General features: G+C 70.4%; 20 protein-coding genes. 5 read left to right on the top strand and 15 right to left on the bottom strand.

All coding sequences use genetic code 11. The features are described from left to right. Positions 1–61: 61 nt before the first annotated feature. Positions 62–1,930 (bottom strand): FAD-binding oxidoreductase, encoded by a 1,869-nt coding sequence (locus WME90_RS48615; RefSeq protein WP_437278951.1) that lies wholly within the window; start codon positions 1,928–1,930, stop codon positions 62–64. 232 nt (positions 1,931–2,162) lie between these two features. Between WME90_RS48615 and WME90_RS48610 the strand changes: the two genes are divergently transcribed. Beyond that, on the top strand, positions 2,163–3,491 hold the full coding sequence (locus WME90_RS48610) for a CapA family protein (protein ID WP_437278950.1): 1,329 nt from the start codon (positions 2,163–2,165) through the stop codon (positions 3,489–3,491). A 220-nt stretch (positions 3,492–3,711) separates the two neighbouring features. Here WME90_RS48610 and WME90_RS48605 read toward each other — a convergent pair whose 3' ends face one another. Next, positions 3,712–4,842 (bottom strand): glycoside hydrolase family 11 protein, encoded by a 1,131-nt coding sequence (locus WME90_RS48605; RefSeq protein WP_437278949.1) that lies wholly within the window; start codon positions 4,840–4,842, stop codon positions 3,712–3,714. A gap of 25 nt (positions 4,843–4,867) precedes the next feature. On the opposite strand from WME90_RS48605, the gene WME90_RS48600 reads away from it, so the two are divergent. Beyond that, positions 4,868–5,131, top strand: a complete 264-nt coding sequence (locus WME90_RS48600; RefSeq protein WP_437278948.1) for a hypothetical protein — start codon at positions 4,868–4,870, stop codon at positions 5,129–5,131. Positions 5,132–5,476: 345 nt separating this feature from the next. Here the strand turns inward: WME90_RS48600 and WME90_RS48595 are convergent, their stop codons facing one another. From WME90_RS48595 to WME90_RS48535, 13 genes are all read right to left on the bottom strand, one after another. After that, positions 5,477–5,719 (bottom strand): hypothetical protein, encoded by a 243-nt coding sequence (locus tag WME90_RS48595; RefSeq protein ID WP_437278947.1) that lies wholly within the window; start codon positions 5,717–5,719, stop codon positions 5,477–5,479. A 73-nt stretch (positions 5,720–5,792) separates the two neighbouring features. Further along, positions 5,793–6,635 (bottom strand): hypothetical protein, encoded by an 843-nt coding sequence (locus WME90_RS48590; RefSeq protein WP_437278946.1) that lies wholly within the window; start codon positions 6,633–6,635, stop codon positions 5,793–5,795. Positions 6,636–6,695: 60 nt separating this feature from the next. Then, positions 6,696–8,534, bottom strand: coding sequence for a vWA domain-containing protein (locus tag WME90_RS48585; RefSeq protein WP_437278945.1), 1,839 nt, complete (start codon positions 8,532–8,534; stop codon positions 6,696–6,698). A 292-nt stretch (positions 8,535–8,826) separates the two neighbouring features. After that, positions 8,827–9,789 carry a type II secretion system protein GspC gene (gene gspC, locus WME90_RS48580; protein WP_437278944.1) on the bottom strand — a complete coding sequence of 321 codons (963 nt, stop codon included), beginning with the start codon at positions 9,787–9,789 and terminating at the stop codon, positions 8,827–8,829. A gap of 231 nt (positions 9,790–10,020) precedes the next feature. Further along, the gene (locus WME90_RS48575) at positions 10,021–11,577 is read right to left on the bottom strand and encodes a BNR repeat-containing protein (RefSeq protein ID WP_437278943.1); all 1,557 of its coding nucleotides are present in this window, start codon (positions 11,575–11,577) and stop codon (positions 10,021–10,023) included. 154 nt (positions 11,578–11,731) lie between these two features. Further along, complete coding sequence (locus tag WME90_RS48570; protein WP_437278942.1) at positions 11,732–12,769, bottom strand: sialate O-acetylesterase; 1,038 nt, start codon at positions 12,767–12,769, stop codon at positions 11,732–11,734. A 439-nt stretch (positions 12,770–13,208) separates the two neighbouring features. Then, positions 13,209–14,453, bottom strand: a complete 1,245-nt coding sequence (locus tag WME90_RS48565; RefSeq protein ID WP_437278941.1) for a molybdopterin molybdotransferase MoeA — start codon at positions 14,451–14,453, stop codon at positions 13,209–13,211. Positions 14,454–14,493: 40 nt separating this feature from the next. Then, positions 14,494–15,078, bottom strand: coding sequence for a Uma2 family endonuclease (locus tag WME90_RS48560; RefSeq protein WP_437278940.1), 585 nt, complete (start codon positions 15,076–15,078; stop codon positions 14,494–14,496). A gap of 77 nt (positions 15,079–15,155) precedes the next feature. Next, the gene (locus tag WME90_RS48555) at positions 15,156–17,051 is read right to left on the bottom strand and encodes a DUF2330 domain-containing protein (protein WP_437278939.1); all 1,896 of its coding nucleotides are present in this window, start codon (positions 17,049–17,051) and stop codon (positions 15,156–15,158) included. 113 nt (positions 17,052–17,164) lie between these two features. Further along, positions 17,165–18,250, bottom strand: a complete 1,086-nt coding sequence (locus tag WME90_RS48550) for an ABC transporter ATP-binding protein (RefSeq protein ID WP_437278938.1) — start codon at positions 18,248–18,250, stop codon at positions 17,165–17,167. A 109-nt stretch (positions 18,251–18,359) separates the two neighbouring features. Next, the gene (locus tag WME90_RS48545; protein ID WP_437278937.1) at positions 18,360–19,238 is read right to left on the bottom strand and encodes an ABC transporter permease; all 879 of its coding nucleotides are present in this window, start codon (positions 19,236–19,238) and stop codon (positions 18,360–18,362) included. Positions 19,239–19,251: 13 nt separating this feature from the next. Continuing rightward, on the bottom strand, positions 19,252–20,346 hold the full coding sequence (locus tag WME90_RS48540; protein ID WP_437278936.1) for an extracellular solute-binding protein: 1,095 nt from the start codon (positions 20,344–20,346) through the stop codon (positions 19,252–19,254). A gap of 66 nt (positions 20,347–20,412) precedes the next feature. Beyond that, the gene (locus WME90_RS48535; RefSeq protein ID WP_437278935.1) at positions 20,413–21,258 is read right to left on the bottom strand and encodes an ABC transporter permease; all 846 of its coding nucleotides are present in this window, start codon (positions 21,256–21,258) and stop codon (positions 20,413–20,415) included. A 371-nt stretch (positions 21,259–21,629) separates the two neighbouring features. Between WME90_RS48535 and WME90_RS48530 the strand changes: the two genes are divergently transcribed. The 3 genes from WME90_RS48530 to WME90_RS48520 are packed head-to-tail and all read left to right on the top strand — an operon-like array spanning position 21,630 to position 23,348. Continuing rightward, a complete protein-coding gene (locus WME90_RS48530) occupies positions 21,630–22,079 on the top strand; it encodes a DUF2203 domain-containing protein (RefSeq protein ID WP_437278934.1) in 450 nt (149 codons plus the stop codon). Positions 22,080–22,089: 10 nt separating this feature from the next. Continuing rightward, positions 22,090–22,665 (top strand): GTP cyclohydrolase I, encoded by a 576-nt coding sequence (folE, locus tag WME90_RS48525; RefSeq protein WP_437278933.1) that lies wholly within the window; start codon positions 22,090–22,092, stop codon positions 22,663–22,665. Beyond that, a complete protein-coding gene (locus tag WME90_RS48520; RefSeq protein ID WP_437278932.1) occupies positions 22,662–23,348 on the top strand; it encodes an SDR family NAD(P)-dependent oxidoreductase in 687 nt (228 codons plus the stop codon). Before folE ends, WME90_RS48520 begins: the two co-directional genes overlap by 4 nt. The last annotated feature ends 73 nt before the right edge of the window (positions 23,349–23,421 follow it).

Below are 23,421 nucleotides of genomic sequence, written 5' to 3'. Positions count from 1 at the left end.
CGCCGAAAACGCCGATCTGAGCCCGTCTCCTGTGCGGGTGACCGCCGCTCTAAAGCGACCTTCAGCGCGGCGTCGACAGCGTGACGTCGCCGAGCACGCCGTGGTTCGCCGCGCCGAACAGGTTGTCGGGATCGACGGCCTGCTTCACCTGCCGCATGAAGGCGCGCGCGCCGTCCGAGTAGATCTCCTTCACGAAATCCTGCCGGATCTTGCCGATCCCGTGGTGGTGGGACAGCGACCCTCCGGCGGCGAGGATCTCCTCTCGCGCGGCGTGCTCCATCTCGGAGTAATGGCGCACGGGGTCGTCGACGCCCTTGGCGTAGAAGCCGAGATAGAAATAGATGCAGACCCCCGTCGGGTAGACCTGGGTGATGCGCCCCGTGAAGAACGGCTTGCCAGGCAGGCGCCGCTGCTCGTGCTCGCGCAGGACGCGCTGGCGCACCCGCTCGTAGAGCTCGAGCGCGCGGCTCCAGGGGACGCTCGTCTCGAAGCTCTCCGCGATCGCCCAGTGCTCGAACGTGAGGTCGCGGATGTACGCGATGCCGAACGTCAGCTGATAGCCACGCTCCCCGTTCGCCGCCCCCGCCTTCATCCCGCCGTGCTGCGCGGCGATGCGGTAGAGCGTCTTCTCCTGGAAATCGACCTCCTCCTTCGTCCCCTCGAACACGATGGTGGCGACGGAGAGCTGGTGCGGATCGAAGCCCTTGATCCGGGTCACCACGAGCTTCTCCGCCTGGCTCTTCACCCGGGCGAGCACCCCGGACTTCTTCGGCTTGAGCGCCTGACCGAAATGGAACTGCGTGTTGTCCATGACGCGCACGCTCGCGGGCAGCGCGCCGGCGGCCTGCAGATCGTAGAGAAACGCGAGCCCGCGCCCGAGGTCGGGGAAGATGACGCTGCCGTAGCGCTGGACCTCGGGCAACGGGAACAGCTTGACGACCGCGCTGGTGACGATTCCATAGTTGCCCTCGCTGCCGAACATGCAGTTCTTCGGGTTCGCGCCGACGCTCTCGCGCGGGGCCACGTGCGGCCGCTCGACCACGCCCTGCGCGGTAACGACCTGCATGTCGAGGACGAGATCCTCGATGTTGCCATAACGGTTCTTCTTCATGCCGCTCGCGTTCGTCGCGATCCACCCCCCGAGCGTCGAGAACTCGAGGCTGTCGGGCTCGTGCCCCATGGTGAGCCCGTGCTTCTCGAGCTCCGCGACGATGTGCCGCCCGGTCGCGCCCGCCTCGATGCAAGCCATGCGGTTCACGGGATCGAGCCAGAGGATCTTGTTCATGCGCCGCATGTCGACCGCGATCACGGTCCGCTCCTCGTGGATCGACAGGCGCAAGGCGTCCGTGACATTGGTGCCGCCGCCGAACGGGACGAGGCACGCGCCGTGCTGCTTGGCGACCTCGGTGAGACGCACGACATCGTCGTGCGATGCGGGGAACACGACGAGATCGGGGACGCGCTCGAGGCGCTCGTAGCGGATCGCCCAGATCTCGGCGCCTGTGTGGCCGTGGCCGCGCCGGAGGCGCACGAGCGGATCCTGCGAGATCTGATCGTCCGCCAGGAAGCCGCGGAGCCCGGCGAGCAGCTCGCTCGCCACCCTGGCCTCGGGGACCTGGGGAGGGTAGTGCGGCTCGTTGCGGTTCTCGTAGGAGAGCGGCGCGGCGAGCGTGGCCGACATCCACGGGATCAGCGACGGCAGCTCGACGTTGCTGATGCTGTACCGCGAGCCGGTGAGCACGACGCTGCCGCTCGGCTTGACGACGAACCGGGTGTCGGCAAAGCCCCAGCCGTCCTTGCGCTCCTCGTCGCGCGCCTCGTCCGCGGCGCGCGCGGCGGGGCCCGGCACGATGCGCGTGCTCGCCGGCGTTGCGCCGCGCGAAGAGAGCAGCGTCGAGCCCGAGGGAGTCTCACGTCTTCGATTCACCATGGAGATAAGGCCTTCCAAGCAATCCGCGCGCGGGCGCGCGTCCAATCCGCGGTAGATCGCGCTGGAGCGGGCCTAGCGTTCATCGCGAGAGCGCTGCCGCCGATGGCCGCAGCGGCTCCTCTTCGCCTGCTCAACGCGCGGCGATGGTGGCACGAACGGCGGCGCGCGAGCCACCGGAACCTTGGGATCTGCCGCGTCCCCGTGGATAATGCGCGCCGAGACGCCCCTCGAGATGCGCCCTGCCCTTTTCTTCCTCGCGATGTGCGCGACGGCCGCGCAGCTCGGCTGCGAGCGGCCCGGCAACGTGGGCGCCGGGCTCGCTCCACCGCCCGCCGTCGCGCCGGCCGCGCTCCGCGACGCCGCCGTCGCGCCGGCCGCCGCCTCCGCGACACCGGCCGCCGCCCCCGCCGCGTCCGCCGCCCCCGCCGCGCCGGCCGCCGCCTCCGCCGCGCCTGCCGCGAGCCCCGCCGCGCAGGCAACCACCACCGCGCCGAGCACCACCTCCGCCGCGCCCGCCGATGCGATCACGCTCATCGCGGGCGGCGACGTCTGCCTCGGCAAGGCGCTCGGCCAGGAGCTGCTCCGCGATCCGGCGTACGATCCGTTCGCCTCCGTGGCGGCGCTGTTCGCGTCCGCCGACGTGCGCTTCGTCAACCTCGAGAACCAGCTCAGCGACCAGGGCGGAGAGACCCAGCACGCGCGCCAGCCGCTCGTGTTCACGGGCCCGCCGGCCGGCGCGGACGCGCTGGCGCGCGCCGGCATCAGCGTGGTGTCGCTCGCGAACAACCATATGTGGGACTACGGCAAGGGCGCGTTCCTCGAGACGCTCGGCCACCTGGAGCGCGCGGGCATCACCTACGTGGGCGCCGGCCGGACGCGGCTCGAGGCGTACGCGCCGGCCGTCATCGAGCGCCGCGGCTTCCGTGTGGCGGTGCTGGCCGTGACCGGCATCTGGAACCATGGCTCGCTGTGGCAGCACCCGGCGCGGGAGTTCGTCGCGGGCGCGGAGCGGGACGGGCTCGCCGCCGCGGTGCGCGCCGCGCGCAAGCAGCCCGGCGTGGACGCGGTCGTCGTGAGCTACCACGGCGGCACCGAGTACCTCGACACCCCGCTCCCCCAGGCGCGCGCGCTCGCCGGCGCCGCCATCGACGCGGGCGCCGACGCCTTCCTCGGCCATCACCCGCACGTGCTCCAGGGCATCGAGCTCCGCCTCGGCCGGCCCATCTTCTACAGCCTCGGCAACTTCATCATGAAGGTGAAGAAGACCGGCCCCGCGGCCGAGCTCGCGATGCTCGCGCGCCTGCGCTTGCGGCGGGGCGCGCCGCCCGTCGCCGAGATCTGCCCCGTGCGCAGCGACGGCCTCGGGACCGTCCCGCTCGCGGCCGACCCGCGGCGGGCCGAGACCGAGGCGGCGTTCGCCGAGCGGATGCGCCGCGTCTCGGCGTTCGTCAAGGGCGAGCCGGCGATCGGCCCCTTCGCCGCCGACGGCTGCGCGCCGCTCGAGCCCGCCGCGGAGGCGGCCCCCGCCTCGCCGCCGAGGGTCGCCGGCCCGATCCGCTGAGCGACGCGTCGCGGCCTTGCGGCGGGCACGCGCGCGAATCGCTCGGCACCGTCGATCGGCGCCGGCTGTCGGGCGGAGGCCGCCCGAAAGGGCGCCCGCGAAGCGGGTCGGAGCGAAGCGGAGAGCCTCGATGGCGTCGAGCACGGCGCCATCGAGGCATTCGACGGGCGTTCGCGCCGAAAACCCACGAAACGTTCAGGCGCGCCACATTTTCTTGGGATCAGGGCGTCGCGTTCCAGACGCGACCAGCTGCAGTTCCATTGCTACCGGGGTTGAACACCTCGACGGCCAGGACCTGATAGGTGGGATCGTCGCTCGCATCCAGGTTGTTCATGTTCGGGACAATCCAGCCGTTGTCGGCCCATGCCTTCACGTGATCGGCGAAGATGATCTTGTGGTCCTGTCCGAGGGCCTGCGGCTGAGCAGGCTTGCTCCAGTATTGGTAGAAGGTGGAGCGACCATTGATAGAGGGCTGCTGCTGCCGCGTCGAGCGGTAAGTGGAATACTGAACCCCATCGCTCGTGAAGGTCTTGCCAGCGGTGGCACCCTGGCTGGGATCATAACTCCATCGCTGCAGGATGTAATACTCCACCAGGTGTGCCGCGTTCGACGTGGGCATGGTCTTGTCGTACCCCCAGCCGTACAAAGCGATATAGCTCGCGCCGCTGTCGCTATTGAGACGGTAGCCGATCACCCTTTTCTCATCTCCGTAATGCCACCCTGGACCACCGACATAGTTATAGCCGCCGCCCTGCCAGGTCACGCTGAATTCGCCATTCGGGTCCACGGTCATAGATGTCGAGCCGCCATCTTTCCAGTGGGTGAAGAAAAAATCACCGACGTGACCCGTCGCGTGATTCGAATTGATCACGGTCTTCTCAGTGTATCTCTGAGTGTAGGCTGAGTACTTGGAGAAATCGGGGAGGGGGTCGGGCGTGACCGTCGTATCCAACTCTCCATCATTGGAGAAAATGGCAAATCCTGCGATCGTCGGATTCTCCACCCCCTCAATCAGCTCGATCGTGACGCTGCCGTCATTCACCGCGATATCCGCGAAGGTCTCCGTGTAGCCCACGTCATGACCCACCTCGGCATAAACATCCAAATCACTGACAACGGTGTTGCCTTCGATTGCAACGCTGAACTTGCGCGAACCAGCGGTGGTTTTATCAATCTCCGCAAAATGCAACTTCACGGTGTAGCGACCATTGGCGGTAACCGGGACTTCATACTTGAATGAACCATACCGCTCTGTTTGATAAAGCTGCCCACCAACGACAGAGTCTTGCGTGCTGTTGGTCGTACCACCGCTGGCGTATTTGTCCGCCTGGTACTCCACGCCATCAACCATCGAGCTCGAGTTGCTACCGGAGTCAATGGCGACCACCAATGCGAGATCGCCACCAGACGAGCTGGAGCTGCTCGAAGACGAGCTGGAGCTGCTCGACGATGAGCTGCTCGAAGACGAGCTGGAGCTGCTCGACGATGAGCTGCTCGAAGACGAGCTGGAGCTGGAGCTGGAGGATGAAGAGCTGCTAGAAGACGATGAGCTGCTCGAGGTCCCTGTGGGGTTGGTATCATCGCCACAGCCCGCCAGCGCGACTGACGCGAACGCCAGGATGGACCAACGAGAAGACTGATTCTGCTTTGAATTTTTCATAGGTGTTTCCAATGTTTCCCGAAGATGCACACGAAGCGACTCGCCTGTCAGGGACTCTCTGTCGCGCATCGAGACCAGGGGAGACAACGATATTCGAAGTTGGTCACACAGGATCACGTAGTGCCATTCGCAGAGTCCGAAACCTTGCCCGGACACCCATGCTCTCCCTGGAAGATCATGTGGTCCTTCGACTAGATTTATACGCCATGGAGCGACCGCGGCACAACGCCATTCTGCGCGGTTTCATTGCTCGTGTTTCTCACCCAACGTTGGCACAGAGGGGGCGGAAAATGCCAACAGGATTGAGACGGTCCGGACGAGAATCCTATGAGTGGATCGCGCAGAGAGGCGCGTTCCGGCTCCAGCCAACGGTCATGCGACTCAACAGGTCGAGGACGACGTGCAGGCAGTAGAAGACCCCAGGCAGCGGCCCGCGCAGCTTGGTGATGCCCCACGTCCAGATCGGGTTGGGGGCCGTGGCGGTGAGCGCCGGCTTGGCGTGCTTCATCGGCGCACGCCGGGCGCGCCGCTCGCCGCGCTCGCCGGAGGCGGCGAGCAGCCGGACCATCGCGCGGATGGAGGCGAGATGGACGCCGCGCGGCAGCAGCGTCGCGCAGACCTCCGGCGGGGGCTGGTCGACCTCAGGCCCGCCCGCGCCGCGCGCCGTCCACCTCGTCGACCGCCTCGAGCGCGCTCTCGATCTCGCGGACGAGCTCGTCCGCCGCCTGCTGCTCCCTGTCGGCGCGCGCCTCCAGGGCCGACGCGTCGAGGCGCAGCTCCACCCGCCGCAGCACCTCCGCGACCCGCTTGCCCTCCGTCGAGGCGGCGTCCACACGCCGCCGCTTCAGCGCGCCCAGCGCGGCCTCCACGGCCGGCACGAGCGGCGCGGCCACGACCGGGTCGGCGGCCCTCAGCTTGGCCCGGGTGCGCTTCGCGAGATCGAGCAGGCGGCCGAACGGCGATCGGGCGCGCCGGCGCTGCACGACCCACCCGAGCGACGCGAGCACGGAGACGCCGAGCAGCACGGCCGCGCCCTGCACGTAAGGAACGGCCGCGGGCGCGACAGGCGGGAGCACGGTGTCCGGCACCTCGACGGTGATGCCCCCGTTCAGGCAGCTGCCCAGCTCCTGCGCCGTCTGGAGCCGCGTGCGCGCGAGCGGCAGGAGCCGGAGCGGGAGGCACGGGGCCTCGACGCCCGCGAGCGCGCACGCGGGCGCCGGATCGCCGGTCGCGATGGCGTGGACCTCGTGGGTCGCGGGGGCGCGGCTCGTCACGTGAAAGCCGCCCTGCTCGAAGTCGACGAGCCCGCCGCTGTCGACCGACGCGCCGCCGGGCGCGCCAGCGGGCCAGGTCGTCGTCGCCGCGTCGATGACCGAGGCGTCGGTCGAGCAGACCAGCTTGCCGCGGAGGACGATCTCGCCGCCCGGCGCGACGTCGACGTGCTGCGCCGCCACATCGCGCCGGAGTGTGAATGTCTGGGTCATGTCCGCTCCTCGGATCGGACGGTGGATCGCCGCCTCGCCATCGTGCCCCGAGCCCCGCCCTCAGTGAAGGTGCGTCCGCGACGCCGTCTCGAGCAGCATCGCCAGCACGAGCGGGTCGCCCAGGCCGCCCGTGGTCCCCGTGTGGCCGCGGAGGCGCGCGAGGCGGGCCGCGTCCTTCAGGAAGAGCGGCTCCCCCAGCGCCTCGGCCGCGGCGTTCAGGATCCCCTCCCGCTCGGAGAGCAGCGCGGCGGCGCGGGCGCGATCACCGAGCGCGATCTGGCGGGCGGCCTCGGCCAGCGTCTCGCCGGCAGCGAAGCCCTGGATCGTGCGGGCGACCGACGGATCGACGCTCGCCGCGCTGTCCGCGTCGCCGGTCGCGTACACGACGCGGAGCGGCGCCTCGTCCACGACGTTCTTCTTGGCGACGCGGTCCTTGTACTTGAGCTCGATCGCCGCGATGGCCCGCGCGTCCGCGCCCGGCGGCAAGCCGAGCTTGAAGAGCAGCGCGTGGCTGTCGTCGCGCGAGAACGCCGGGATGAAGAACCGCATCCCGCCCTCGGCGTCGTCCTGCCGGTCCCGCTCGATGCCGTCGCGCCGCGCCGACTGCGCGTCCGCCGCGACCTCGATCGCCCTCACGCGCGCCGCCTCCACATCGTTCAACCGGCGCGAGCCGTAGACCTGGAGCAGCTTCACGTCCGGCTTCAGGCGCACCCGCAGCTCGACCGCGGTCGCGACCGGATCGAGCCGCCTGTCGAGCTCCGTCGCGAGGGCCGGGGCGATCTGATCCGGATCGCGCAGGTAGTAGTACCCGCCGGCCCCGTCGCTCGCGATGGCGCTCATCAGCGCGCCGTCATAGTCGGCGCCGAGCCCGAACGTGCTCGTCTGGACGCCGCCCTGGAAGGCGTCGAGCGCGAGCCGCGAGAGCCGCTCCGAGCTCGTGATCCCGGAGTTCGCGCGCCCGTCGGAGAGCAGCAGCACGACCTTCACCGCGCCTTCCGGGATGCCCGGCCGGGCGGCCTGCCCGTAGCCGAGCGCGAGGCCCTGGCCGATGTTGGTGCCGCCGCCCTCCCGGATGCCGTCGATCGTGGCCTTGATCTCCGCCCGCCGCGGCCCGACAGGCCCATCGCCGATCGCGACCTCGGCGCCGCTCGAGAAGGTGACCAGGGAGAAGTCGTCGTTCGCGTCGAGCTTGTCGACGAGCGCCCGCGCGGCGTCGCGTGCCCGCGCCATGGGCTCGCCCTGCATGGATCCGCTCACGTCGAGCACGAGGTGCACCGACAGGTGGGGCCGCGCCGCGGGCGCCTGCGCCGTCGAGCGGAGCGCGACGCGCACGTGCACCGGGCCGCCGCCGGGCGGGACCCGCGTGCGCTCGAGGTCCGTGCGCAGGGCGAGCGCCGCGCCCTTCGGGACGTCGATCGACGGCGCGTAGCGGGCGCCGATGTCGCTGACGAGCTCACGCCCGTCGGGCGGGACGATGCCGCGGGCGACCGCCGACTCGAACGCCGCGAGGTGGCCTCCGCCGGGGCGGTACGTGGTGGCGAAGCGGCCGTTCGGGTCGAGGGCCGCGGCCTCGGGCGCCGCGGTGCGGGCCGCGCCCTCGCCCGGCGCTGCGGTGGCCTGCGGGGCGGGGGCCACCAGATCGCCGGCGCCCTTCCCGCCCGCCATGTCGAGACTGGGGGCGGACTTACGCGCCGCCTGGGGCTCGGCGGCCGACGCCACGGCCTCGCGCTTCGCCTCGGCCGGGCTCCCCTCCGTCATCGGCGCCGGGGACGCCCCCGCGGGCGCCGACGCCTCCGAGGCTCTCTGGGAATTGCACGCGGTCCCCGCCCCCGAGAGCCCCAGCGCGAGCGCGCCGCCGACGAGCGCTCGCCTCACCCACACGATTCCGAGTTCGTTCATGGCCTTTCCCCTCCCGCGGACAGCGCGGGTGCCCGGTCTGACGAGCGAGCGCCGCGTCTGTTCTGTCGCTCCGCTCCGGAGCGATGCGGGCGCCGCCGAGGCGCTCCGGAGAGACACCGGCGATCGAACATCGTTCGGCAGAGGTCGTCCAGACCCATCCGGATCGGCAGCCGACGGCCGCCGCGCCGACAGCGGACGCCATGGTCCAGGGAGGGTGCGGCAGGACCTTAGGCGGACGCCCCGCGCCGCTCCAGCGCGACGCGCCGTTGCCGGCCGGGGCCAGCGCCTTGTTTCAGCGGATGTTGACCCTGAGCCTCAACGGGCGGCCGTCGCGCTCGACGACGACGGAAAGGCTCTTGTCGGAGCGCATGCGCGAGTAGGCCAGCATGGCCTTCTGTGGGTCGGTCAGGTCGATGCTGTTGACCGACCGCACGAGATCGCCGCTCTGCAGCCCGAACGACTCGAGCACCGAGCCCGGCTTGATCGTCATCTTCAGCCCGACCACCTGGTTGTCCCGCATCTCCGGTATTGCCGCCGAGGTCTGCGTCACGATCTCGGGCTGCGCGAAGATCTTCTCGGCGGCCGAGCGATCGATGTCGATCTCGGTGTCGCTCACGCGCTGCATGCGCGAGGCGATCTCGGGCGGAACATCGCTCCTGCCGCCCGTGCGGTAGGTCGCGCGGGGCGGAGCCGGCGCGGCCGCCTGCGGCTCGGGCTCCTTCTTGCCGCCCTCTCCGCCCTTCTTGCCGAGCTGCATCTGGCAGCGCGTGCCCCCCGAGGTCATCCACACCCGATCCCAGGCGATGCCCTCGACCTTCCTGCCGCCGATCTCTCCGCCTCGGCGCCCGAGCGCCGTACGTCCGCCTTCGCTCTCGAAGGCGGCGAACGACCATTCAGGGTCCTCGGACACGGCGATCAGCACGACGCGGCCCGTATCGCACGGTGGAGCGAGGTAGGGGTCGAGATGCGCGAGGTCTGCCGAGCCGGCGGGCGCGGCGTCTGGCGGGGGCACGAGCGGCCCTGTCGTCGAGTCGAACGGGTTGCGCTCCAGGATCGGCGCCGCGGTCGGCGCGGGATCCTCGGAGAGCGGCGCCTCGACACGCTCGGTCACGAGGGGGGCGGAAGCGACGCCGTCTCCCGCGATCTGGTAGGCGATGAGATGAGAGACCCCGGAGGCCTGAAAATACGCGGAGACCGCGACCATTCCTCCGAGGATGAGTGCGAATCCGCGCTTGACGAACGCATCCGGGTTCATGGGTAACGCTCCTCCTGGCGGGAGCGCACCGGGCCTCGCTGCGCGAGTGTCCCTGGCCGCCGCGGCGTTCGCGGCAGTGCACGCCCTCGCCACCGGCAAGACCGCGCGTCAGGGCGAGCACCGAGCGTGCCTGAGCCGGAGCGATCGCGAGGCGCGTCCCCATGTGACAGGGGTCGCCGCTCTGATTGGACTGCTCAGCTCAGGTCGCGGCTCGTCCGATACGGACGCGGCTCAGCGGAGCGTGTACTCCAGGCCCCAGATGTCCACGGAGCCCCGCGCCGGGTAGTACACGGTGAGCTCGTCCGAGGTCTCGAGCCGGGCGGCGTCGATCAGGGGATCGGAGAAGAACCGGCCCGAGTCGGCGGCGTCGAGCAGCGTCCAGGTCGCGTAACCGTCGCTCGGGGAGGCGCCGGCGATACGGAGATCGGGGAGGATCGCATAGACGTTCTCGGTGGAGGAGACCGCGAGCTTGCCCCGGAAGTTCTGGATTACCCGCAGGCCGATGCCGTGGCGCGCCCACGTCCCGTCGGTGTCGCGGAGGTAATGGAAGAACTCGCTGCGCGACCGGGCGTTCGTGAAGTTCGAATTGTCGGCCTCGGCGTCGGGAAGGTGCGAGAGCAGCACATGGACGCGGCCGCTCGCGTCGACCGTCATGTGCTCCTGGTTGATGAGCCCTCGGTTCTGACCGATGGGCCACACGGAGAGGCCCGTCGTGCTCCGTGTCACGAAGGAGGCGCCGGTCGTCGCGACCGTGGCGCCCATGTTGTTCTTCCAGGTGCGCCCGTGATCGTCGCTGTAGACGTACAGGAGATCGTGGTTTGTCGTCGCGTCGGGCGTGTCCCGCCAGCACCACGCCGCGTGCAGGCGCGAGCCGCCGCGCGTGTACGAGAGGCCGTGCAGGTAGGCGTTCATGCTGGCGTCGGTGCCCTCGATGTACTCGCCGAGCGCGGTCCAGGCGTGCGTCGCGGTGTCGTATTCCCACAGGTGCTCGTCGCCGCTGCCGCTCTCGCCGATCCGGGCGCTCAGGAGGAGCCTGTCCCCGCCGGGCTCGGTGACGAACCGCGGATAGGTCACGAGGGACACGCGCGTCGCTCCGACCAGCGCGCTCGAGACGGCGCCGAAGCTCGATGCGGCCCAGGTCGCGCCTTCCGGGTCGGTCAGCAGACCGGTGACCGAGCGGCGGTAGTGCAGGTCGCTGCCGTGGTGATCGAACGCGAGGTGCAGCGTGCCGTCGCCGGGCGCGATCCCGAGGGAGATCGTGTTGTGGGCGTCGTCGGCGCTCAGCTTGTAATCCTTGAAATCGAACTTCTCCCAGGCGCCGGCCGCTCCGCCGGGGCTCGTCGGCAGCCGCCGTCGCGCGAGGACGACGTTGCGGTTCGTGTTCCAGAAGGCGGTGTACTGGAAAACGCCGAACGACACGATCGCGTCCTGCTGGAACGACTCGCCGTTCAGGTAGCCGCCGTAGGACACCACGGTGAGCCCCGACTCCGCGAGCTTTCCCTCGGAGAGCTTGACGATCCCCGGCGCGACGGGCTCAGCCCCGCCGCCGCCGGCCGTCGTCACGCCGGTGGTCGCCGCGACGCTGCTCGCCGCGCCGCCGCCCGCGCCGGTGGCCTCGGAGGTCGTCGCGCCCGAGCTGCCGCCGCCGGGGCCCGCGCCGCCTGCGGAGGCGCCCCCGCCTGAGCCTGAGGCGGTCGACGCCTCGGGAGTCGAGGGGCGCTCGCCGTCGCTGCAGCTCGTCAGCCACGCGAGAGCGATCATGAGGAAGAAAGGGAGGCGGAGGGTCATGCGTTTGCCCGAGGATACGGCCGCTCTGCTTCGGCACGGTAGACGGAAGGGCCCGGGACCGCTCGAGCCCCCGCCTCGAAAGCGAGAAAGGCCGCTCGAACCCAGGGGATTCGAGCGGCCTCGGTTGCGCGGACGCTCGCCGAGCGCCGCTTCGTCACCACCCCAGAGCTTCGATCATCTTCTCACCATAACGCGTGCCCATGAGGACGACGCCCGCATGATCGAAGTGGTACTGATCCATGACCTTGGTCCCCTCCTGACTGACCCAGTATCCCTCGGGCAGCATGTCGGCCGCCTGGTGCACGAGGTTGTTGTGCCCGCTGCAACATCCGCCCGCAGGCAGCTCCCCGAGGATGAAGGGAACGTCGTAGTCGACACCCCAGGCTGCCTTCACCTCGTTATAGAGCTGAACGACCTTGCCGGGCCATGAGCTCTGGCCGTTGTCGGTCTCACCCTGGTGGAAGATGATGCCCGCGAAGCGCGCATTCTCGGCCGTCTTCGCCTTGGCGATCTTGTTCAAGATCGTCTGGTGATGTGAGCCACCTGAGATGAACGTGTTGATCGACTCACCGCTCTCAGCAGTACCGATCAACCCGATCGTGTCCCCCTCACGCAACTTTCCGAGCAGGGTCTTGCCGAACCATATGCCTGGGTCGACCGACGTCGACAGGTTGATTCGCGATTCACCAGGGCAATCGCTGAGCGGCGGATTGGCCAAGTTCCACTGTCCGGCCGGCTGGTTGCATCCGCCGAGGACCTTGAGCCGCTGGTCGGAGTTCTGGTCACTGGCCTGTTTGGGTGCGACGCCGGCCATGTTCGACTGGCCCATGAGCATGAAGATGTGGAACGTCGGACCCGAGCTCGGCGCGCCGCCGGTGCCTGCCCCGCCGCCGCCCGTTCCGGTCGCGCCCGTCGCGTCGCCTCCGGCTCCCGCGCTCGTGCTACCCGTCGAGTCGCCTCCGGTTCCCGCGTTCGTGCTGCTCGTCGAGGCGCCTCCGGTTCCCGCGTTCGTGCTGCCCGTGCTGCCCGTCGAGGCGCCTCCGGTCCCGGGACCGGCCCCTCCGGTGTTATCGACCTCACCGGTCGCGCCAGGCGAAGAGGACTCGCCACAACCCGACGCAGCGAGCAGGGCGAGAAATGGGAGGAGTAGGAATGTGGCAGTGCCTCGGAGTGTGCGGTTCATCTGGGTCATGGTCATTACCTCGTCGCGCCCGGTCGCGATCAGAACAGAAGAGCGGAATTGGGGAGCCGGTAGTGCGGTGCCGACAGGACGAACCTCGCCCGCAAAGAGCTCAGCGCCGAGGCCTAACTTATCGCATCTTGGGTGCCTGGCATCCAGGATTCGGCCCAGGATGGCGCGCAGAGAAGACCGCTGCCGATGGATTCTTTCACCGTTGGCGGCGTTCGTTCTCCACTGCCCCTCAAGCGCGGACCGGCCCTCTCGAAACGAAGCGGTTTCATGGTCCCGGACCTCGGAAATTTGAAACGGACGCGCCGCGCGGGCAACGCAGGTGACGCATCACGAGGCAACCGCGTTGATGTCCACCGGACCAGGCTCAGCGTCTTGTTGAAGCACTCCAACGTGACTTGTACACGGTTCCGCCCGGCGGCAGCCCCCGCTGATCCTCGCCTCACGCGTCGTAGAGCAGCACCTCGACCTCGGCGCCCGCGCCGATCGCCGCGTCCTCGGCCTGCACGATGACCACGCCGTCCGCGCGCGTCGTCGACGACAGGATGGACGCGCCGCTCGTCGCGATCGGAAACACCCGATCTCCCTCGACACGCACCCTCACGTAATCGACGCGCCCGGGCTGGGAGACGATCTCGATCGCCACCACGCACCGCCGCCGCCGGTGCGGCCACGCGCGGGACAGGCCGCCGAGGGCGCGGATCGACGGGCCGGCGAAGAACTCGTAGGCGCAGAGGCACGACACCGGGTTGCCCGGCAGCAGGAACACCGCCCGCCCTCCGGCCAGGAAGCCGAACCCGGCCGGCTTCGCAGGGCGCATCGCGACGCCGTGGACGACCACCTCGCCCAGCTCCGCAAGGACGAGCGGCGCATGGTCCTCCGATCCGACCGACGATCCGCCGGAGATCAGCACCACGTCCCCGCCCGCCGCCTCGAGGGCGCTGCGCACCGCCTCGCGCCGATCGGGGACGTACGCGACCGAGATGTCCTCCGCGCCGTCGCGGCGGGCGAGCGCCGAGAGCACCAGGCTGTTCGTGTCGACGATGCACGCCCCGCTCGGCACGCTCCCCGGCGGCAGGAGCTCGTCGCCCGTGATCAGGATGCGCACCGAAGGCCTCCGCACAACGCGCACCTCGGCGACCCCGGTCGAGGCGAGCACGCCGACGTCCTGCGGGCGCAGCCGGCGCCCCGCGGGCACGACCTCCGCGCCCTCCAGCACGTCCTCGCCGATCGCAGCGACGTGCTTGCCGGACGGCACGGGCTCGCGCGCCCGCACGACCGCCGCCCCGTCGCGGCCCGCGGCCTCCTCCGCGCGCTCCGCCATCAGCACCGCGTCCGCCCCCTCCGGCACCGGCGCGCCGGTCGTGATCCGCACGGCCTCGCCCCGGCGGATCACGCCAGCGTGCGGGCGCCCGGGGAACGACGCGCCCACGAGCGCGAGCTCCACCGGCGCGAGAGGGGCCGCGCCGGCGGTCGCCGCGCCGAGCAGCGCATAGCCGTCCATCGCCGCGCGGACGAAGTGCGGCACGTTGACCCGCGCGCGCACGGGCTCCGCCGCCACCCGCCCGGCCGCCTCGCCGATCGGGACCAGCTCGTCACCGAGCCGCAGGATCCGTCGCTCCAGGACCTCGAGCGCACGATCGACCGCCGTGTGCTCGCGAAAACCACGCATCCGGACGTCGCGCATCAGCTCTCCGTGGAACGACTCTCCGTGGAACGACGGCCGCTCAGACCGCCGCGGAGGCGTCGAGCGCGCCGCGGTACACCTCGTCGACATCGAGCACGCCGTCGATCGAGGCGAGCCGCGCGCGCTCGCCGGGCCCGGCCTCGTAGAGCGTCCACGAGCCGTCCTCGTTGCGCCGGAAGACCTCGATCCTCCGGTGCGCCTGGGAGACCAGGACGTATTCCTTCAGCGAGGGGATTCGGCGGTAGTGCGCGAATTTCTCTCCTCGATCGTACGCCTCCGAGGAGTCCGACAGCACCTCGACCAGCACCATCGGGTTGACCACCGCGTCCTTGTCCTCGGGATCGCGCGCGATGTGGCCGCAGACGACGCTCACGTCGGGGTAGGTGGCGAGGCCGGTCGCGTGTACGCGCACGCGGAGATCGGACGAGAACACCTCGCAGGGGCGCCGGCCGAGCTGCGCGCCGAGCGCCACGGTCACCCGCGCCGCGAGCCGCGCGTGCTCCGGCGTGCCGCCGGCCATGTCGAAGATCTCACCGCCGAGGAACTCGTGCTTGGTCGGGCTCGCCCGCTCCTGCTCGAGGTACTCGGCATAGGTGAAGGAGAGCCTGCGGGCGGGCGCGTTCACGTCATGACCTCGCCCGGGAGTATGCCACGGGAACCGCCCCTCCGGTGCGGCCCCCTCCCGGAACGACGCCGCGCGGCCTACCGCCCGCCGCGCCTCCGCGGCCGGCTCGCGCGCCGGAGGGGCGCGATCATCGCGAACATCCCGAGCGCCATCACCGACAGCTTCGGCCCCCGCTTCTTCCGGGCGCTCGACTGCCGCTCTCCCGCGATCGAGCAGTCCTCCGAGTCGGCCTCGGCGGAGTCGTCGGTGTCCCCGCTGCAGCCGTCGTCCTCCGCGTAGTACTCGTCCTCGGACTCGCTCGTGTCGCCGCTGCAGCCGTCGTCCTCCGCGTAGTACTCGTCCTCGGACTCGCTCGTGTCGCCGCTGCAGCCGTCGTCCTCCGCGTAGTACTCATCCTCCTCGGGCGCCGGCTCGCTCGTATCGCCGCTGCAGCCGTCGTCCTCCGCGTAGTACTCGTCGTCGTCGACGTCCTCGCCCTGCGGATCGACCTCATCCACGACCACCGTATCGGCGGTGCCGGAGCAGCCGCAGCCCACGTCGGTCTCCGGCTCGTCGTAGTGGTCGTCGTCGTCCCGATCCCCGGCGCCCGACGAGCCGCCGGTCACGCTCGATCCGCTGCTGCTCGGCCCGCCGCCCAGGCCATCGGGCCCGCCCACGCCCGACGAGCCGCCGGGATCGCCGCCCGCGCCGCCCTCGCCGGAGCACTCGTCCACGCGGACGCTCCCGGCCCTCACGATCGGCGAGACGGCGGGCCCCTGCCCGAAGACCAGCGGCCAGTCCGCGCCGGGCTGCCCGGCCGCGAGCCGGAGCGAGACGCGGGTGAGCCACACGGACGACGGCGAGAGCCCCGAGAGCCCGACCGCGAGATCGTCGGCGGCCGGGCCGCAGCGCAGGAGCTCGGGATCGGTCTCGTCCCTCCGGGGCGACTCCTCGCACGCCGGCGCGCCGTCGACCACGCCGTGCGCGGCGCGCGGGCAGCTCGCGGCGACCTTGAGGGTCGACTCCAGCGCGGCCGCGGCCACCGCGGCGCATGTCCCCGGCGCATCGCCGATGTCGCCGTATGCGCTCGCGCGCGCAAAATAGGCCTCGATCACGCTGTCCACGCTGTCGCTGCCGAGGGAGACGCGGCGGCTCAGCGCCTCGTGGCCCGCGCCCTCGACGAGCGCCCCGTGGGGCCCCGCCTGGCCGAGGGCCTCGGCGCGGAGCTCCGCGTAATCGCTGCGCTGCGCGCTCGCGTCCCAGCGGAGCGAGGCCGGCGGGAGCGTGACCGGCGCCGCGCCCGAGAGCGCGCCCCGGCCGTCGCCGAGGAGCCACGCCGTCACCTGCACGTCGCCCGCGCCCGCCCCGGCCAGCGACAGCGGCAAGAGCGGCTCGCCGCCGCCCATGGCGATGCGCAGCGTCCTCGTGACCGCCGCGCCACCGGGAGCGTCGAAGCGGGCCGCCGCGAACCGCATCCCCTGCAGGCCACCGAGCTGCGCGGCCGTCTCGGAAGAGAGCGCGAGCCCGGCCGACGCCGCCCACCGCGCGACCGCGTCGGCGTCCTCGAGCACCGTCACCTCGACCGGCTCGAGCGTCGCGTCGTGCGCGAGCCGTCCGACCGTCTCGAAGGGGCCCGGCGCGCCCGCTTCACCGGGGCAGTACGGGTCGACGCCCTGCGGCGGGAGCACGCGGGGCGCCGTCGCCGCCTCGAGCGCCTCGAACCACGCGTCCGAGCTCGTGTCGAGCGCGGCGAGCGGCGGCACCGGCACGACGAGGGCCACGGGCCCGCGCGCGCCCTGGAAACGCAGGCTCGTCCAGAGCGTCGTGCGCTCCGGTCCGGCCGCGACCGCGACGCGTTGTTCGACCGACGCCTGTCCGGCGCCGGGCAGCCACGCCCCCGCGGCGAGGGCGTCGCCGGAGAGCGAGAGGAGGACCGAAGGAAGAGCAAGCGCAAGCGACCGTCGGGGCATGCGAGGCCGATTGGCAAGCAGCATGCCCTCCATCGTACGCCTTGTCCGAGGCCGACTTCCATGCGGCCGCGTCCGGCTGAGAACGGCGGTTCACGACGCCCCGGTGCCACACCGGCGCGACGACCGACCCGCGGGGATCACCCCTCGTGGACGATCACGATGTCGTCGGGGTGGAGGTGGCAGAACACCCTGTCTCCGGCGTGCAGCGCCGCCTGGCCGGAGCTCTCGTTCGCCACCACCGCCGTCAGCACGAGGCCGGCCTCGGTCCGGAGGCGCAGCTGGTCGGTGGCGCCCTTGAACAGCTCGTCCTCGACGCTGGCCTCGAAGCGGTTCTCCGGCGCGCCCTGCGGCTCCCTGCGGAGCGCGATCTTCTCCGGTCGGATGGAGACAAGGGTGCTCCCTGCCCCGTCCGCCAGGTGCTCGGCGTTGACGAGGAGCTCGAGCCCCCCGTCGAGCCGGACCCGCGCGCGATCGCCGCTCCGCGAGAGGACGGTCGCGCGGAGGATGTTGGCCTGGCCGATGAAGTTCGCGACGAACGTCGTCTTGGGGCGGTGGTAGATCTGCGATGCGTCGCCGAGCTGCTCGATCCGGCCCTTGTTGATCACGGCGATGCGGTCGCTCATGGTGAGCGCCTCTTCCTGGTCGTGGGTCACGAACACGAAGGTGATCCCGAGCTGCTTTTGCAGCGCCTTGAGCTCCACCTGCATGGCGTGCCGGAGCTTCGCGTCCAGCGCGGAGAGGGGCTCGTCGAGCAGCAGGACCTTCGGGCGGCAGACGATGGCCCGCGCGAGCGCGACCCGCTGCCGCTGCCCGCCGGACAGCTGCGCCGGCTTGCGCTGCTCCATGCCCCCGAGCGACACCATCGCGACCGCGGCCTGGACCCGCTCGGCGATCTCCGCCCGGGGCACCTTCTTCATCCGCAGCCCGAAGCCGATGTTCTCCTTCACGGTCATGTGAGGGAACAGGGCGTAGCTCTGGAACACCTGGTTCACGTCGCGGCGGTAGGGCGGCTCGTCCGTGACGTCCTTCCCCTCCAACAAGACAGCGCCGCTCGTCGGCGTCTCGAAGCCCGAGATCATCCGGAGCAGCGTCGTCTTGCCGCACCCCGAGGGGCCGAGGAGGGTGATGAACTCGCCCGCCCTGATCTGGAGGTCGACCTCGCTCACGGCGTGGAAGCCGCCGAATCGCTTGGAGACCGCGCGGAGCTCGACCATCACATCCATCGATTCACCTTGGAGGGCCGGTAACGAGAGGAACGGGCGGGGGAAGCGCAGCGAGGCGCCGGGGAGCAGCGCAGAGGAGCGGCGCGGCGCCCCGCGGCACAGCGCCGCATCAGGCCTCCGGCTCCTTGCGCAGGCCGAGCAGGAAGAACAGCGAGAACAGGAGCAGGAGCGCCATGCCGAGCGCCGCGCCGAAAGGCCAGTCGCGCGCCTGGCCGAACTGGTTCTGGATGACGTTGCCGATCATGGGCACGCGCGAGCCCCCCATGAGATCGGTGATCGCGAACATCCCGAGCGCCGGGATGAACACGAGCAGGACGCCCGCGAGGATGCCCGGCCGGGTGAGCGGGACGATGACGTGCGAGAACGCGGACACGGGCCCCGCGCCGAGATCGAACGCGGCCTCGATCAGGGCGTTATCGAGCTTCTCGACGCTCCCGTAAATGGGCAGGATCATGAACGGCAAGTACGAGTAAACGAGGCCGATGACCACCGCCGTCGGCGTGTACATGATGTCGAGCGGCGCCGAGATGATGTGCAGGTAGAGGAGCAGCCCGTTGAGGAGCCCCTCCGATTTGAGGATGGACATCCAGGCATACGTCCTGATGAGGAAGCTCGTCCAGAACGGCACCATCACCAGCATGAGCAGCCTGTTCCGGACGCCCTCGCGGGCGCGCCCGATGAAGTACGCCACCGGATATCCCGCGATGAGGCAGATCACCGTGGTGATGGCGGCGTACTTGATCGAGCTCACAAGGATCTTGAGGTAGGTCGGATCGAAGACGCGCGCGTAGCTCGACAGCGAGAACTCGAAGACCACCTGCCCGAGCTCGTCCCGCTCGCAGAAGCTGTAGACGAGCATGATCGCGGTGGGCGCCACGACGAAGGCGAAGAGCCAGAGCAAGAGCGGGGCGAGCAGCAGCCAGCCGAAGGCGCCCGGCCTCCGCTGGGCGCCCTGGAACTCGACGATCTGCCCGGTGGCCGTGTTCATGACGCTCCGCCGCTCACTCCGACGCCTTGAGGTCGGTCACCAGCTTGTCCACGTCCGCGGCCGCCTTGCCGATGTCGTGGAAGGTCTCCATCCCCGCGATGGGCGGGTAGCTCGCCGGGTTCGCGAGCTGCTCCGGCGTGAGCAGCTTGCGCGCCTCCGCGTTCGGGTTCGTGTAGGGGAACTTGTCCGAGATGAGCTTGCTGACCTCCGGGCGGAGGATGTAGTTGATGAACATCTCCGCGCCGATCTTGTTCTGGGCGCTGTCGGGGATCGCCAGGCTGTCGATCGCCTTGTGCGTCCCCTCGAGCGGCAGGACGAACTGGAACTTGCTCTTGTCCTCCTGGTAGAGCAGGGCCGCCTCCCCGCTCCAGATCACGCCGACGTCGACGTCGCCGTTGAGCAGCGCCGTCTTCGGGCTGTCGGAGTCGAACACCTTCACGAGCTTGATCCACTCCGCCAGGGTCGGCTTGACCTTCGCGAGGTTCTCGGGCGTGACGTCGTTGGGGTTCATCCCCATCGTCACCATGACCCAGGAGACGAGCTCGCGGTTGTCGTTCAGGGCCACGATGCGCCCCTTGTACTTCGGCTGGAACACGTCCTTGAAGCCCTTCACGGGCTCCTTCACCTTCTGGGTGTTGACGACGATGCCCACGACCGTGCCCATCCACGGGACCGAGTACTTGAGCTCCGGGTCGTGCGGCTGGTTCCTGAACGCGGGCGCGATGTTCTTCAGGTTCGGGACGCGCGCATGGTCGAGCGGCTGCAGCTTCTTCTGCTTGATGAGCGCCTCGACCGCGTACTCCGAGGGCTGGATGAGGTCGTACCGGGTGCTCCCCGCGAGGAGCTTCGACAGCATCTCCTCGTTCGAGGCGTAGGTCTCGTAATTGACCTTGATCCCCGTCTCCTTGGTGAAGCCGTCCAGGACCTCCTGCGGGACGTACTCGGACCACCCGAAGAGGTTGAGCTCGCCGCCGGCCTTCGGCTCGGGCGCCGGGGCGCTCCCCGAGGCGGCCGCCTGCTGCGGCGCCGGGCTCTCCTTCTTCCCGCAGCCGAGGAGGCAGAGGAGGGGGACGAACATCAGTATCAAGAGCGCTGAGATGCGTTTCATTGGCCTTTTCCTTGTCTCGCCTGCGCCGGCGCAGGCGGCCGCGTTCGCGCCGCGCGCCGCTCCCCTTCAGCCCTCGTCGGGGAGCCGCTTCGCGGTGCCCTTCAGCGACTCGGCGATCACGACCAGCATCGCGGTCGCCACGATGAACACCGTCGAGATCGTGTTCAGCATCGGGTTCAGACCGACCTTCGCCATGCCGAACACCTTGATCGGCAACGTCTCGGACTTGGGCCCGCGCGTGAAGTAGGTGACGATGAGCTCGTCCATCGACAGCGTGAACGACATCAGCGCACCGGAGATGATCGCGGGCAGAAGGTAAGGCACCAAGATCAGGAAGAACGCCTTGAGCGGCGTCGCCCCGAGGTCCAGGGCGGCCTCCTCGAGCGACGGGTCGAGCCCCGCGAGCCGCGCCTGGACGGCGATCAGCACGAACGGGAAACAGAAGGTGACGTGCGAGATGATGACCGTCGTGAACCCGAGATCGAGCTCCACCGTCTTGAAGAAGATGAGCAGGCTGATCCCCATGATGATCTCCGGGATGATCATGGGAATGAAGATCAGCGTCGTGATCGACCGGAGCGCGGGGAACCTGTACCTGTAGAGCAGGAAGGCGCCCGCCGTGCCGAGGGCCACCGAGAACGCCGTCGTGATCGCGGCGATGATCACGCTGTTGCTCAGCGACTCGATGAGCGGCGACCGGCGCTCGTCGCCGAGGTGGGCGACGAGCTCGCCGAAGAGCTGCCGATACCATTTGAAGGTGAACCCCTCCCACACCACGCTCATCCGCGAGTCGTTGAACGAGTAGGCGACGAGGAGCAGGATCGGCAGATACAGGTAGAGGAGGACGAGCCCGCTCCAGCCGCCAAGGAGCCAATTCGATAGCTTGATGCCCGACATCGTCCGGAGTCGCATGCGGCGGCCTCACAATCCGACAGGATCGCCGCGCGAGCTTATCGCTTGCAGAACGCCGCTTGCAACACATTGCCGAGTCGAGAGGACGGGCGCGACGCAGGTGATCGCGGCCACGCTGGCTGTCGTTCGCGAGCACGCGCCCACGTCACCCGCACGGATCGCACGCCCGCATGGCTCGCGCGCCCGCATGGCCCGCACGCCCGCATTGGCCGCGCGCCCGCGTCGACCCGGCCCTCGCTGCCCGCGCCACCGGCGGTACGGCGGCACGCCCGCGCGGCGGTTCCTTCCGGAGAAGCCCTTGACACCGCACTCTCCTCCGCTTACCGGCCCTGCATGACCGGGTCGTCGCGCCGCCCTTCAGGTGAGGTTCCGTGAGCACTTCCCGCATCTGGACGATCGAAGAAGCGAACGCGCTCGTCCCGACGCTCTCGTCGATGATCAGCCGGCAGCTCGCCCTGGCGAGCGATATCGAGCGCTGCTGGCAGGAGCTCGTGCAGGCCGTGCCGAAGCCGGCGGCGACGCCCGATCAGCTCATCGAGATGGCGCGCAACGGCAGCGAGCAGGCGCGGGCCCGCGAGCGCGAGCTCTCGGAGAAGATCGCCGCGTACGAGTCCGGGTGGCAGGAGGTCGAGGAGCTCGGGGTCGTCGTGAAGGACCAGCGGATCGGCCTCTGCGACTTCTACGGGCGCCTCGACGGCGCCCTCGTCTGGCTCTGCTGGCGCTACGGCGAGCCGGCCGTGGAGCACTATCACGGGCTCGAGGCCGGCTACGCCGGGCGCAGGCCGATCACCGCCGAGAGGCGCCGGCAGCTGCTCAACTGACGAGGTCCCCGTGATCGATCGGAAGAGAGCGGCGCGGGCGATCGAGGAGTTCCTCCGCGCCCTGGGGCGCGACGTCGAGGGGGACCTCGCGGGCACGGGCGAGCGGGTCGCCGACGCGTGGGCCGACGACCTGATCGAAGGCGAGGCCATCGACGCGGCCGCGGTGCTCCGCGAGGGCGCGATGGAGACAGGCCCCTTCGAGCGCGGCCTCGTCGTCGCGCGCGACCTCGCCGTGACCACGATGTGCCCGCACCACCTGCTGCCGGGGCACGGCACCGGGCTCGTCGCGTACCTGCCGGGCGCGCGGGTCGCCGGCATCGGCACGCTCGCGCACGTCCTCGACGCGCTCGCTCGGCGGCTGACCTTGCAGGAGCGCATCGGCGGGCAGCTCGTCGAGCTCCTTGTCCACGAGCTCGGCGCGCGCGGCGCGCTGTGCAAGCTCGCGCTGACCCACACGTGCCTCATCGCCCGCGGCGAGCGCAAGGCGGGCGCCCTCATCGAGACCGTCGCCGTCGCCGGCGTGTTCGCCGAGCCGGGCCCCGAGCGCGATCTCGCCCTGGCCGCGCTCTCCGGGGGGAGGGCGTGACCGACGTCGCGGTCGTCACCGGGCCGAGCCGCGGGATCGGCCGGGCGACGGCGCTCGCGCTCGCGCGCCGCGGCTTCTCCGTCGCGCTGCTCGGCCGCCCGAGCCCGCGTCTCGACGAGGTCACCGACGAGGTCCGCCGGCTCGACGTCGCCGCGCTGGCGGTCCCGTGCGACGTCGCCTCCGACGAGCAGGTGGCGCGCGCCTCCGCCGAGGTGGTGGCGTGGCTCGGCGCGCCCCGCGTCGTCGTCAACAACGCCGGCATCGTGCGCCGCGGCGCGAAGGTCCATGAGACCGCGCCCGCCGCCTGGGACGAGGTGATGGCCGTCAACCTCCGCGGCCCCTACCTCATCTCGCGCGCGTTCCTCCCGGCCATGCTGGCGCAGAGGCGCGGCCGCCTCGTGCACGTCGGCAGCATCTCCTCGACCATCGCGTCCCCCGGCAACGCGTCGTACGCCGCGTCCAAGTGGGGCCTCGTCGGCTTCTCGAAGAGCCTGGCCGAGGAGCTGCGCGGGACGGGGCTCCAGTCCATCGCCGTGCTCCCCGGCTCGGTCGACACCGACATGCTCGTCGGGAGCGGGTTCCCCCCGCAGATGAGCGCCGACGACGTGGCGCAGCTCATCGTGTACGCCGCGCTCGACGCCCCCGACGCCGTCACCGGCTCGGCCATCGAGATGTTCGGCTGATCGAGCGGCTCGGCCGAGGGCTCGCCGCCCTCGCCTCTGTCGACCTTGGCAGAGCGCAGGCCGGTGACGACGG

Origin of the sequence: Sorangium sp. So ce375 (genome assembly GCF_051473855.1) — a bacterium.
GTDB lineage: Bacteria > Myxococcota_A > Polyangia > Polyangiales > Polyangiaceae > Sorangium.
This window is presented reverse-complemented; position numbering and strand designations above follow the sequence as displayed.